The following is a 13,819-nucleotide window of genomic DNA, read 5'->3' on the forward strand; positions in this document are numbered from 1 at the left end:
TCCTTTTCTGCTTATCATGCGTATTCAATGTGATAGAAATAATTTCAAAAGTAGTGGGAAGATAAAAGAATCTATGGTAAGATAAATACGGTTATTTTAAGAGGGCGGTATTATGGGAAATAAAATGAAGACGATGTCACAGCAGGTAAAGGAAGAAATCTATTTGTTGTTGGAAACGTATCGTAAGATCAGCGGAAAAAGCGTAAAAGAATTTACAGCAAATAATGGGAAGATCGGCTGTTCTGTTACGAGCTATCGCAGAATGGGGCATCAAGGGGTTTCTGATTATCAATATTTAGATTTATTGGACTTTCATCAAAAAACATATTGCCAAACGATTCCGTTAAACGAACAAGAGCAGCATACTGTCAGGGAGTTACATCAGGCAGTTGTTTTTTATCGTTATGATACCTGCATCGCTTTGATTGATGAATTGACTGCACAATTAAAATCCAGTCAGGATATACGGGTGTATTTACTGTGGCTGTTTTTGGAAGAGCTAAGAGAATATTTTGAAAGTATCAACTATTTAGACGAAGAGCAGATCAGGGCATATCTTAGCATTGCGCATTTATATCCGACAGAAATAAAGGATTTGATAGAGTTTTATTGTGTTTATTCAGCACAGAAGGTATCACGCTTATTGATGCATGAGATTTATCAAAATACTGAAATAGGATATAGTAAATTTCCGCCAGTTGTTGTGCATGCAATGGCGTACGATTTTAATTATGAAGAATTTGAACGCGGGATTATAAAAAGTGCCGGTCTGAAAAAACAGGCAATGGAGACTGACAATCATGTACTGCTGTTTGAATATTATGACAGCATGATCACTTACTATATTCAATGTGAACCGGATAAGGTTAAAGATGCATTGATCAGTATGGAAGAACTAATAAATAAGTCTTCTTTTCCAAATGCGAAAAAAATCCAATTTTATAACAACGCAGCACATAATTATGTGTTTTTGAATTGTTTTGATCAAGCTCTGTATTATTTTGAACGCTATCTTCATGAGGCAAGTAAATTAAAATTGTGTTTAGATGGAAATATTTATACCAATATAGTTTTTTGTAAACATATGTGTGATATGCCATATGATATAGATTTAGAAGTATTAACAACAAACAAATTTTATAGTTTGGCAGACTATTACTTATATGAATATTTTATGGAACAGTCTTTGCTTGAAACAAGAGATAAGAAAATTCGTTTTATCAGAAATAAAATAATCAAGCACTTTAGTAAAGATGATAACTTCACTAAATATATGGTTCGATTAGAATTGATGAGAATAATCGATCAAAGTAAAAATTTAGATTTGATCCTACAAACGATGTAATCATTAGAAAATGTGGTTTTTGCGGAATAAAACATGAGGAAAATTCAATAAAATAAAGGCAAAAAACCAATTTATAAGAATCTCTTTCTTTTTGTGAGAGATTTGGTAAAATCATATCGTTAATAGGGAGGTTGTGTTTAATGAGAAAAATGTTATTAGGTACTTTGATGTTCGTAATGCTGGCAGCTCTTGCTACACCGGTTTCGGCAGATGAGCCGATGCCTATGGGTACTTGGAACGAAAAAGTATAAGATCATAGAACGCTATGGTCTTTTTTTATTGCCTGCGCTATACATTTTCAGACTTTTGAGATAAAATAATGAAGTTATCAGAAAGGACTGATGGTATGAATAAAAGCCGTATGGAAACAGAGCCGATCGGGAAATTATTGTTTTCCCTCGCAGTGCCGACGGTATTGGCGCAGTTAGTCAATCTGCTTTATAATATCGTGGATAGAATTTTTGTCGGAAGAATGGCAGGAGTCGGTGATCTGGCATTGGCAGGTCTGGGCGTCAGTTTCCCGATCATCATGTTGATCAGCGCATTTGCGGCGTTGATCGGGATGGGCGGTGCCCCAAGAGCCTCTATTCATATGGGAGAGAAGCGCAATGATAAAGCGGAGAAGGTACTGGGGAACTGCGTGAGTGCACTTACGATCTGTGCGATCATACTTACGATCGTCTTTTTATGGATCAAAGATCCGATCTTGCTGCTGTTTGGCGCCAGTGAAAAAACGCTGCCTTATGCAAGTGATTATCTGGGCATCTATTTGATCGGTACGATTTTTGTGCAGTTTGCATTAGGATTAAACATGTTCATCACTTCGCAAGGTTTTGCGAAAACCGGAATGGCGACCGTTTGCATCGGAGCGATCATCAATATCATTCTGGATCCGATCTTTATCTTTGTGTTTGATATGGGAGTGCGTGGAGCGGCATTGGCAACGATCTTATCACAGGCGGTATCGGCGCTTTGGGTTTTGTACTTCCTTGTGGGGAAACGTACGATCTTAAAGATTCGTAAAGAGAATCTGAAATTAGAGCGAACGGTCATGATGCCGGTGCTGGCTTTAGGGATTTCGCCTTTTGTCATGCAGGCGACGGAATGTCTGGTGCAATTAACCTTTAATAAAAGCATTGCTTATTATGGAAGCGATCTATATGTTACGATGATGTCGATCTTATTTTCGGTCATGCAGTTTATTTGGCTGCCGATGCAGGGATTTTCTCAGGGAGCACAGCCGATCCTAAGCTATAATTTCGGCTCGGGCAACTATGAACGGGTACGCAAAACTTTTCGCTTGCTGTTTCAGGCGCTGATTGTTTATTCATTGCTTTTGGTCGGCAGTGTCGAGCTGTTTCCGCAGTTCTATATCGAGTTATTTGCACCTGACAATGCGGCGTTAATGGAGATTGCGGTGCCCGGCATTCGAATCTTTATGTTCGGCATGATGTTTATGGGCGCGCAAAGTGCTTGCCAGCAAACTTTTCTTGCACTGGGGGAAGCAAAGGTTTCTATGTTTCTGGCGTTTTTGCGCAAGCTGATCTTGCTTTTGCCGCTGATCTTGCTTTTGCCGCTGTTTGTCAAACCGGGAACGACCGGGGTATTGTTGGCGGAAGCGGTTGCCGATATTTTGGCGGTCAGCGTAACGGTGATCATATTTTCAAAGCGTTTTCCGCAGATCTTGGCAAAAAAGAGGCAAGAAACAAGTATGTAAAAAAGATGTCGGATAGAGCGAATGTTTACCGCATTCTCTTTGTCAAAGGGCATCTTTTTTCTTTGCTGAGAGATGGGAAAAGCGCTTCTTTCTTTCATGCGTTGTAACCAGCGCTAAAATAGACTATAATAAGGGAGACACAAAGTGAATGGAGAGCGAGGATAAACATGAAAGTATATGTAGCGGGCAGTTTGTTTAATGAAGCGGAAGTTGCACAGCGCAAGCGGGAAGGGGAACTGCTGCGGGCAGCTTTTCCGAATCTGGAGATCTTTAATCCGATCGATCAGCCCTTTAATGAAAATAAAGCGTCGCTGCCTTCACCGGAGATGATATTTGACGGTGATACGGAAGCGGTCTTAGACTGTGATATTTTCATCGCTGATTTGACCAATGATGATCCGGGAGTCATGTGCGAATTGGGGATTGCGATCATGAATGAGAAAACCAAGATCATCATCGGCATTAACAGTGATATTCGCCTACGGGATGCGCATCGTTATGAACTTCCTACTTATGGTGTGAATCATTATGTATTAGGCGGGGTGTTAAAGCACGGGCATTTTGTTTACAGCTTTGCGGAAGCGATCGAAAAACTGAAGGAATTGTTAGAGCAGGCATGAAAGAGCAGTTTTTAGCAAGGATGAAGCAGATGCTTGGCGAGGAGTATGACGCCTATTTGGAAACCTTGCAAAAGCCGCCGTATCGCGGTCTGCGTGTCAATACCTTAAAATGTACTGCCGATCAGATACAGGAAAGTGGGATCGCGGTACTTCGTCCTGCATCGATCTGTGCCGACACCTTTTATATAGAAGATGATACCAGACTGGGGAATCATCCTTATCATATGGGCGGTATGTTTTATCTGCAAGAGCCTTCGGCTGCCGGTGCAGTGGAAATCTTAGATGTAAAAGAACATGACTGGGTGCTGGATCTTTGTGCGGCGCCCGGTGGGAAGAGTACACAGATTGCGGCGAAATTAAAAAATACCGGTTTTTTATTAAGCAATGAAATTGACAGCGGACGCGCCATGACGCTGCTTTCTAATTTAGAGCGGATGGGAGTCAGTGAGAACATGGTAACCTGTGCGGATCCACGTGTGCTTTGTGAGCAGTTAAAAGGCTGTTTTGATAAAGTTTTGATCGATGCGCCGTGCAGCGGAGAGGGCATGTTTAAGAAGCATGCGCGGGCAATGGAGGAATGGAGCGAAGCACATGTGCAGGCATGTGCAAAGCGGCAGCTTCACATTTTGGAAAGCGGCTGCGCTTGTGTGAAAAGCGGTGGTACGCTTGTTTATTCCACCTGTACTTATGCGCTTGAGGAAAATGAAGCGGTGATCGATCAGTTCCTGCGCAGCCACCCGGAAATGGAACTGGAAGATTGTGCGGTTTCCTTTGGAAGAAGCGGGATCGCTTATGGTGATTTAGATGCTGAAAAGGTACGGCGCATCTTGCCGATGGATGGTGGAGAAGGTCATTTCATCGCAAAAATGCGCAAGATCGGACCGGAAACAAGCAGCAAACTCTATTTTCAGGAAGCAAAACCGCGAAAAGATGTGGCAGAATGGCTGGCCGGTATCGTAGATGAGGCATTTCCTTATGCGATGGAAGAAAACGGACTGATCTATTTGAAAAAGACACCGTTTCTGCTGTTAAAGAAAGTAAAGGTATTACGGCAAGGAATCCAGGCCGGCATCCGTAAAGCAAAGCGCATTGAACCGATGCATCACCTTTATATGAGCGCCGTTTTGCGGTCTCATTTCAAACAGGTCTGCGTTTTGCATGAATTAAGCGAAGCGTATGCGTATCTGCAAGGCAATTTGATCATGAAAAGCGGCTGGCACGGTTATGTGGCGATTGCTTATCGAGGCTGCATCCTAGGCTTTGGCAAGGGAGATGGAACACAGATCAAAAACCATTATCCAAAAGGGCTGCGGCTCAGTGCAACCGCGCATTATGAGCGGTGAATCTTACCGTTTTGTTAGAAATGTTTTCCGTATTTCCAATTAGAGTGGAATATGGTATAATGTCTTAAATTATCGGAAGCATTGTGATATTGGGACAAGGAGTAAGGAGCAACGCGTATGTTTAGAAGTGTCCGTTATGTATTAAGTGAGAACTTTAGAAATCTGAATCGGATCTTTTCCATCTCTAAATACGAACTGCTGGCGGATATGCGCGATACCAGACTGGGACTGTTCTGGAACTTCGCCAATCCGGTGATTCAGGTCTTGACCTATTGGCTGGTATTCGGCGGTATTTTGCGAGGCGATCGCGGTTCTATTTTAGGCATTGCCTATATCGACTGGATGATCGTCGGCATTTTTGTGTGGTTTTTTGTATCGAAGTGCATTACCGGCGGATGCAATGCCATTCATGCCAAGGTGAATGTCATCACAAAGATGAAATTTCCGGTAGCGATCTTGCCGGTTACGGTCGTATTGAAGGAGTTTTTTAATCATTTGTGCATGCTGCCGATCGTATTGGCGGTCTATGTCTTTCATGCCGGCTTTTCTTTAGGCGACATCGACTGGCTGATGCTTGGCTATTATTTGTTCTGCACCTTGTTTTTATGTATTTCGATCTCCATGGTAACTTCGGTATTGACGATGTTTACCCGCGATGTAAAAAAACTGGTAAATTCCTGCATGCGTCTGCTTTTATATTTGACGCCGGTGCTCTGGGAGCCGGCAGAGGCGCTGGTGAAAAGCGCTTTGGCAGACCAGGCTTATACCGTTATCAATATTTTGAAGATCAATCCGCTTTATTATCTGGTAAAGGGATATCGCGACTGTTTTTACTACCATTATGGCTTCAGTACGGTCCCAAACCAGACGATCGTATTTTGGACGGTTACTTTGACTTTGTTTGTAATCGGCAGTTTCTTGATGTATAAGTTCAAACATAAATTCATTGATATGTTCTAAGGAGTAAAGCATGGAAAAAGAATGTGCGGTCGTATTTGACCATGTGTCAAAAATTTACAAACTGAAGAAAAAAGGAAAAAACGCAGGGAAACCGGTCTATTTTTATGCGCTCAAAGACATCAGTTTTCAAATACCCAAAGGGGAGGTTGTCGGAGTGCTGGGGACAAACGGATCGGGGAAAAGCACGCTTTCCTCTATCTTAGCGGGGATTTCCAGCATCGACAGCGGAACGATAAAGATCAGCGGCGAACAGGCGCTCATCGCAATCAATTCCGGTTTGAACAACCAACTGACCGGATTAGAAAACATCAAGCTGAAAGGAGCGCTGCTTGGTTTATCGAAAAAACGGATTAAAGAGATCATTGACGGAGTGATCGATTTTGCGGAATTAGGTGATTTCATCGATCAGCCGGTAAAAAAATATTCCAGCGGGATGAAGAGCCGTTTAGGATTTGCGATCTCGATCAACTTAAATCCTGATATCATCATTATCGACGAGGCGCTTTCCGTTGGCGACAAGGGCTTTGCGGAGAAGTGCATGAAGCGTATGAATGCGTTTAAGGAAGAAGGAAAGACGATCTTTTTCATTTCTCATTCGCTCAGTCAAGTCCGAAGGTTTTGCAATATGGGGCTTTGGATCGAAGGCGGGCAGATGATGGAATATGATGAAATCAATGCGGTGTGCGATCATTATGACGCTTATGTGGAAGCAGACAGACAGCGCAGCGAGGAAGAAAAAAAGGCATTCCGTAAAAAGAAGTTTCAAAAGCGTGTTGTTAAAAACGTAAAAGTCAGCTTGATTGAACGGGTGCTGCTGAAAGTGAAAGGAGGGAAATAATGAGAAAGGTCATAACATATGGAACTTTTGATTTATTTCATGTCGGACATTTGAATATTTTGAAAAGAGCGAAGGCACAGGGCGATTATCTGGTCGTTGCGGTATCCTCTGATGCTTTCAATGCCGGGAAGGGCAAGAAAGCCTATTATTCGCAGGAAGATCGCATGGAGATCTTAAAGGCGATCAAATATGTGGATGAAGTGATCTTAGAAGAATCATGGGATCAGAAGATCCGTGATGTAAAAGAACATGATATTGATGTCTTTGTCATGGGCGATGACTGGAAAGGGAAGTTTGACTTTTTGAAGGATTATTGCGAAGTGGTGTACTTGCCGCGTACGGAGGGCATTTCCTCTACCAAGATCAAACAGGATCTCAGCATCAAGTCCTGATCGGAGCTTGACATGGAAACGGGAAATAGGATGAACCGCGATCTTGGCTTAGTGAAGATCGAAGGCAGCCGCAATGCCTATTATTATCTGGCGGCAGAAACAGCAGCGCTGCGGCTCAATGTGGAAAACGGCTTCTTTTCGGTGCGTACTTTATTACAGGAAAATGCGCATCTGATGGGAGCGCATACGACCTTTCGTCTTATGGAAATCGAGATGCAGGGGGAGCGTGCGGCTGTAATCGAGAATACCCAGGAAGCACGTACCTTGCTTTGGAACGGTGCGCTTTATCGTTATGCGTTAAGGCAGGATGAGCAAGGTGCGCTTTTTGACATAGAAAAGCTGCCGTTTGGCAAAGGAATTTCATGTACGGGACTTGGCATCGAGGATGGTAAGATCAAACTGTATTTAGATCAGGCAGTGGAAGGACTTTGTCTGATCGCCGTGCATCAGGAAGAAAGCATCGAATTGGCGATGCTGCAGGATCACGCATTTACCATTGAGCCATCGGCTTTCACAAAGCTGCATGGGTTGCAATATGAATTATTTTTTAAGAAAGCGGAGCGGTTATTCCCGATACAGGTGGAAGAGACACTGCACTGCATGATTCCTTTCCTGCAAGAGCAGGCGGCAAGTCTTGTAAAGATCGATATGGGAAAACAGGCAACGCTTACTTTTACAGGCATTGAGGAGGCGCTGCATCCGGAAATCTATGCGCTGATCGCTCACGATGAACAAATCGAGGTAAGCGGAAAGTGGAATGCGCCGCTTTCTTTGATACAGAACTGTGAAAAAACAATGCTTTTTTGCGCCGGCGATGACAGTGCGATAGAAAGCGTGGATATGGACGGTGATGAAAGCGAGTTTACCTTGCATATTACCGAAAAACAGCTGGAAGAAATGCAGAAGCGTTTTTCCAAACGCTGGGATCTGTATTTGGAATTAAGACGAGGCGATGATGTGATCGCCATGCTGCCGATCGTCAAAGGGAAAACCTTAAATGCCGCTATCCTGTATGAAGCGACATGGGGCAGCGAAACGCTTTGTTCTTTGCAGCTAAGCGCCACTAAGCAAAAAGGCAATGTCTATGTGCAGTTCCTTGCGCCGGTTCATATCAGCAAGATCAATTATATGGAGCATTTATTTGGGCATTTGCGTATCCATATGCGGATGCAGCAGGATGTAAGCGCCATTTATCGCGGTTTGTCATATCAGGTGAAAATAGGCGATGCTTGGCAAAGCGCCAGACTGCAAAAACGCGGTGCAAGAACACTGCTGCTGAAGGTTCCCTGCAAAGACTTAGAAGCGATGATCGCACAGCTTCGGCAATCCGGATTGGAAATGATGCTCGGCTATCGGGAGCAGCGCTATTGCTATACGATCAAAGAGCTGGATTACAGCCGTATCTATGCGACTTTTTCTCAGCATGTCTTTCAATCACGCCGTTACCGTACCTTAGGCAAGCGTTTGTACCGTCTGTTTTTGAAATTGCCGGTGCGTAAAAACAAGATCTTGTTTGAAAGCTTTTTAGGGCGAAATGTATCCGGCAATCCGAAATATCTCTATGAATATTTATGCAACCATGAGATCGGCAAGTCTTATCGCATGTACTGGATCTTAAATGATCCCGATGAAACGATCAGCGCGCCCGGTAAAAAGATCCTGCGCCGTTCGATTCGCTACTATTATCATATGGCGACAGCCGGTTTTTGGATTTTCAATACACGTCAGGACAGTGATATCATCAAGCGCAAAAAGACGATTTACTTACAGACATGGCATGGCACGCCGCTAAAACGTCTTGGTTTTGATATGGACGATGTGAACATGGCATCACAGAGCAATATCGTAGAATACAAGCGGCAGTTTTATGCCAATTCCCGCCGCTGGGATTATCTGCTTGCGCAGAATCAGTATTCCGCCGATATATTCAGACGCTGCTTCGTATTCCGTAAATCGTTATTGGCATTGGGCTATCCTGCTAATGACGTGCTGTTTACGAAAAACAATGAACAGGATATTCGCTCATTAAAGGAAAAGATGGGGATCCCGCTCGATAAAAAAGTCATTTTATATGCGCCGACATGGCGAGATGATCATTTTGTGCGCAAAGGCTACTATCAGATGAAGATGGAATTGGATCTGAAATTGATGCAGGAGCGTTTAGGTGAAGAATATGTGGTGCTGTTAAGAATGCACTATCTGATCATGAATGTTTTGGATATTCACGCTTACCAGGGCTTCGCCTATGATTTCAGTGCGGGGTCTGATATTCAGGAACTGTATTTGGTATCCGATCTGTTGATTACCGACTATTCATCGGTCATGTTCGACTATGCCAATCTGCGCCGTCCGATCGTGTTTTATACTTATGATATCGACGCTTATCGCGATTCCCTGCGCGGCTTCTATTTCGATTTTGAAAAAGAGGCGTGCGGTCCGATCTGCCGTACGACTTCGGAAGTGGTGGAAGCCATTGAGAAACAGGCGATCTGGCGTGAGGAATACGCGGAAAAGATCGCTTCCTTCCATCAGAAATTCAACCATATCGATGATGGCAACGCTTCTAAACGCATATTAGAAATCGTACTCGATCGAAGCAGACAGGAGCAGCACGATGATCATTAAGGCAAAAAAAGCGATCCGCGCAATACTGGCGTTTTTGTATCGTCATACGTATCGTCATGTAAAAGTAAAAGAAAGAACGGTATTTTTCCTGTCTTTTCATGGACGGGGATACAGCGACAATCCTAAAGCCATCTACGAATATATGCGCAGCTGCGGTGAGTATGCGAACTATCGCTTTATCTGGGCGCTGCGTGATCCTAAGCGCAAGATCGAGGGCGCTAAGGTCATTCGCTACAACGGTCCGTTTTACTTCTATTATCTGATGCGTTCACAATACTGGATCGTAAACTGCAAACTGGCAGATTATTTCCTGAAGAAAGACGAGCAGATTTATTTACAGACGTGGCATGGCACACCGTTAAAAAAATTGGCGCATGACATTGATGTGAGCGATGATACGACTTTTTATCGCACCAAGATGAGCAAAGCGCAGATGCAGACTACCTATGACAGGGATGTGGCAAAATACAATTATATGATCAGCCCCAATCCTTTCTGCACCGAGGTGTTTCAAAGCGCTTTTCGCATCGACCGGGCACGCTTGATCGAAACCGGCTATCCGCGTAATGATTTTCTTTCTCATTTCAGCGAGCAGGATGTTTTACAAATGAAGCGGAAGCTGCATCTTCCGACCGATAAAAAAGTCATTTTATACGCGCCGACATGGCGGGACAACAGTTATCGTCTATCCGGCTATACCTTTCAGCTGGAAGTTGATTTTCTAAAATGGAAGCAGGTGTTAGGCGATTCGTATATCGTATTGTTCAAGCCGCATTATCTGATCGTCAATACCTTTGATATGAGTCAGGTAAAAGACTTTGTTTACGAGATCGACGCCAAGGCAGACATCGCCCCGCTTTATCCGCTTGCGGATCTGCTGATCACCGATTATTCCAGTGTCTTTTTCGATTACGCGATCCTAAAGCGGCCGATCTATTTCTATATGTATGACATCGAAAGCTATGCAAATGAGCTGCGCGGCTTTTATTTCGATTTGTATGAGACATTGCCGGGGCGCATCTATACGGAGGAAGACTTGTTGCTGGCGGATATTGCCGGCGGTGTATATGAAGAAAACCGTATTTCCGCATTTCATAAGCGTTTCCATGTGCATGAAGACGGATGGGCAAGCAAGCGTGTTTGTGATATAGTATTTAAGAAAGAACAGACGAGATGAGGTGAAAGCATGTCTCTTGCCAGATTGGTATTAAATATGATCATGGGTCCGATGTATGTCATTACCCTGCTGTTTCCCATTAAGCCGAATAAGATCGCTTTTATTTCTTTGAGCAGCGAGAAGCTGGAAGGAGATTTCAAGATCATCGCCCGCAAGCTGGAAGAACATCCGGAATATGAAGTCGTATCGGTATTGGCGAAGTTCAAGCGCAATCTGCCCGGCTGTTTTGCCTATTTCTTTGCGCTGTTAAAACAGTTGTACCATATCAATACTTCTCATTTGGTATTATTGGATTCCAATAACTATGCGGTTTCTTATTTCAAGAAAAAGCAGGTAAAGGTATTGCAGGTGTGGCATGCGAGCGGAGCGATCAAAAAGTTCGGCAATGATGTCAAACGCAGTTATCCGATCAAAAACTATGACTATGTACTGGCATGCGCCGATATTTGGAAGCCGTATTATGCCAGCGCCTTCGGGGTAAAGGAAGAACAGGTGATTCCGATCGGGATTCCGCGAACGGACCGCATCTTTTCAAAAAAGCGGATGAAGAAATATCAGAAAGAGATCGAAGCATTGTATCCGCAGATCTTAGGTCATAAGGTCGTCTTATATGCACCTACTTTCCGCGGCAATGTCATGCAGGACTATCATTATGAAAAGATCGACTTAAAGGCGATGAAACAAACGCTTGGCGAAGCGTACTGCATTATTTATAAACTGCATCCGTTGTTAAGAGAAGCATCGCTCGATGAGATGAATGATCCGATGATCATCAATGCCAATGATATCAGCATCAAGCGCTTATTTGCGGTCAGCGATTATTTGATCAGTGATTATTCCAGTGTGATCTTTGAATATTCGGTACTGGGGAAACCGGTCTTGTTTTATACACCGGATCTTGCGCAGTATCAGGAAGAGGTCGGCATGTATCTGGACTATGAAGCAATCATGCCAGGACCGATCTGCTATGATGAAAAGGAGCTGAGCGCTTATATCTTAGCTGATCAGTTTGACTTAAAGCGCATCAAGCAGTTCAGAAATCAGTTTTTCCGTTATCGGGATGGGAAATCGACAAAGCGGGTCATGGAATTCATTGATGAGATCATGCAGACACCGTTATAACGATCAGGGAGCTTCCCTGATTTTTTGTATGGGAAGACAGAAAGTGCACATACTAGCAATGAAATGTGAGGAGTGATACGATGTTTCAATATGTGAAAAACGAAAAACAGGACGTCTATCAGATCAAAACAGATGGAATGCTGTATGTGTTTTTAAGCAAGAGCGCCCAGCATTTACAGCTTCAAATGGCAAGATGGTGTCTGGAAGCATCATCGCATCTGGGATCAGAGCAGCAGGCGGACTGGATGATGATACAATGTGTGAATTGGCTGAATCTGGCAGAGCAGGCAGGCATTGCTCTGCGGAAATTACAGGGGAATGACGCGCGCATGATCGATGTGATCGATCTGGGCAATCCTGATGATGAGGCCATTCGTTTATCGAGCGGACAGTTGTTTTTGGAACAGGAACCGATTGAGGAAAAGTGCCCCGATGATTACTGTAGCTTGTTGATGCGGCTTGCAGAAGGCTGTGAAACATTAAAACAGGTATATGCACAGGCATTAGGCATGAGCAAAGACGAAATGATGAAAAAGGTGCTGAAAGGCTGGATCCGATGTTTAGAGGAAATGCGTTTTGCTTATCGGCAGGTGATCGCACAGATGACGCATGACAGTGAGCGGCATTTCAGTGATGATTATGAAAATGAGCGGGCATGGGAATTAGACAGCGGTAATTATATCGATCCGAAGACACCTGTTTTCCATGAGTTTGAATAGGGAAAAAGATGCTTTATGTCTGTAAATAGAATGTGTTATCATAGACATGAGGTGATGGAAATGAAAATTGCATGGATCGGCACCGGTGTCATGGGCAGTGCGATGGCTTGTCATTTACAAAAAGCAGGTCATGAAGTCAAAGCGTATAATCGAACCGGTAAAAAAGCAGAAGCATTACAGGCAGTGGGCATACGGGCGATGAAAACGATCGCGGACTGTGTGGCAGATTGTGAGGTCGTCTTTACGATGGTGGGAGAACCGCATGATGTGGAAGCGGTGTATTATGGTGAGCAGGGAATTTTGGCACACGCGCCAAAGGGCGCGTATTTGATCGATATGACAACTTCCGCGCCGTCTTTGGCACGCAGGATCGCACATGACGCACATGATTTCCATGTGTTGGACGCACCGGTATCAGGCGGCGACATCGGCGCACAAAAAGGAACGCTTACGGTAATGTGCGGCGGGGATCATGCTGATTTTGAAAAGATGGAGCCGCTTTTTTCCTGTTTTGCGGAAACGATCACTTACCAGGGGGAAGCCGGCAGCGGGCAGCACTGCAAAGCATGTAATCAGATCGCCTTGGCGGGGTGCATTGCCTCAGCAGCAGAAGCACTCACTTATGCGCGAACATCAGGTTTGGATCCCAAGCAGGTATTGGCAGCGATCGCAAAGGGAGCGGCTGGAAGCTTCCAACTGACCCACAACGGGGAGAAGATGTTGTGTCATGATTATGAACCGGGATTCTATATCAAGCATTTTATCAAGGATATGAACATCGCGGCAGCAGAACTGAAGCAGATGGATTTGCATTTCCCGATCTTAACGCAGGTGCAAAGCATTTATGAAACGCTGCGGGAAATGGGATATGATGACGCGGGCACACAGGCGATATGGGAATATTATCAGTCAAAGCAGAATTGATCTGCTTTTTTTATGAAAAGAAGCGTGTTTGTTTTTC

At 44.0% G+C, this 13,819-nt stretch carries 12 protein-coding genes; all 12 read left to right on the forward strand.

Annotated elements, in window-relative coordinates; all coding sequences use genetic code 11:
* Positions 1–112: 112 nt before the first annotated feature.
* The 12 genes from C1712_RS11105 (at position 113) to C1712_RS11160 (ending at position 13,782) form a co-directional block, all read left to right on the forward strand.
* Positions 113–1,345: a hypothetical protein gene (locus C1712_RS11105; RefSeq protein ID WP_102269201.1), complete on the forward strand. Its 1,233-nt coding sequence runs from the start codon at positions 113–115 to the stop codon at positions 1,343–1,345.
* 346 nt (positions 1,346–1,691) lie between these two features.
* A complete protein-coding gene (locus C1712_RS11110) occupies positions 1,692–3,062 on the forward strand; it encodes an MATE family efflux transporter (protein WP_102269203.1) in 1,371 nt (456 codons plus the stop codon).
* A 167-nt stretch (positions 3,063–3,229) separates the two neighbouring features.
* Positions 3,230–3,682: a nucleoside 2-deoxyribosyltransferase gene (locus C1712_RS11115; RefSeq protein ID WP_102269205.1), complete on the forward strand. Its 453-nt coding sequence runs from the start codon at positions 3,230–3,232 to the stop codon at positions 3,680–3,682.
* Entirely contained in the window at positions 3,679–5,025 is a 1,347-nt protein-coding gene (locus C1712_RS11120; RefSeq protein ID WP_102269207.1) for an NOL1/NOP2/sun family putative RNA methylase, read from the forward strand. The genes C1712_RS11115 and C1712_RS11120 overlap by 4 nt, the downstream gene beginning before the upstream one ends.
* Positions 5,026–5,142: 117 nt before the next feature.
* Entirely contained in the window at positions 5,143–5,985 is an 843-nt protein-coding gene (locus C1712_RS11125; protein WP_102269209.1) for an ABC transporter permease, read from the forward strand.
* A 10-nt stretch (positions 5,986–5,995) separates the two neighbouring features.
* Positions 5,996–6,823 carry an ABC transporter ATP-binding protein gene (locus C1712_RS11130; protein WP_102269211.1) on the forward strand — a complete coding sequence of 276 codons (828 nt, stop codon included), beginning with the start codon at positions 5,996–5,998 and terminating at the stop codon, positions 6,821–6,823.
* Positions 6,823–7,215: a glycerol-3-phosphate cytidylyltransferase gene (gene tagD, locus C1712_RS11135; RefSeq protein WP_102269213.1), complete on the forward strand. Its 393-nt coding sequence runs from the start codon at positions 6,823–6,825 to the stop codon at positions 7,213–7,215. Before C1712_RS11130 ends, tagD begins: the two co-directional genes overlap by 1 nt.
* 12 nt (positions 7,216–7,227) lie before the next feature.
* Complete coding sequence (locus tag C1712_RS12925) at positions 7,228–9,840, forward strand: CDP-glycerol glycerophosphotransferase family protein (RefSeq protein WP_219718867.1); 2,613 nt, start codon at positions 7,228–7,230, stop codon at positions 9,838–9,840.
* Entirely contained in the window at positions 9,830–11,017 is a 1,188-nt protein-coding gene (locus tag C1712_RS11145) for a CDP-glycerol glycerophosphotransferase family protein (protein ID WP_180963136.1), read from the forward strand. The genes C1712_RS12925 and C1712_RS11145 overlap by 11 nt, the downstream gene beginning before the upstream one ends.
* A 9-nt stretch (positions 11,018–11,026) precedes the next feature.
* Complete coding sequence (locus C1712_RS11150; protein WP_102269215.1) at positions 11,027–12,139, forward strand: CDP-glycerol glycerophosphotransferase family protein; 1,113 nt, start codon at positions 11,027–11,029, stop codon at positions 12,137–12,139.
* 80 nt (positions 12,140–12,219) lie between these two features.
* Positions 12,220–12,858 (forward strand): hypothetical protein, encoded by a 639-nt coding sequence (locus C1712_RS11155; RefSeq protein WP_102269217.1) that lies wholly within the window; start codon positions 12,220–12,222, stop codon positions 12,856–12,858.
* A 30-nt stretch (positions 12,859–12,888) separates the two neighbouring features.
* A complete protein-coding gene (locus tag C1712_RS11160; RefSeq protein WP_102269219.1) occupies positions 12,889–13,782 on the forward strand; it encodes an NAD(P)-dependent oxidoreductase in 894 nt (297 codons plus the stop codon).
* Positions 13,783–13,819 lie beyond the last annotated feature (37 nt).

The sequence above is a fragment of the Massilicoli timonensis genome (genome assembly GCF_900199515.1).
GTDB lineage: Bacteria > Bacillota_I > Bacilli_A > Erysipelotrichales > Erysipelotrichaceae > Massilicoli > Massilicoli timonensis.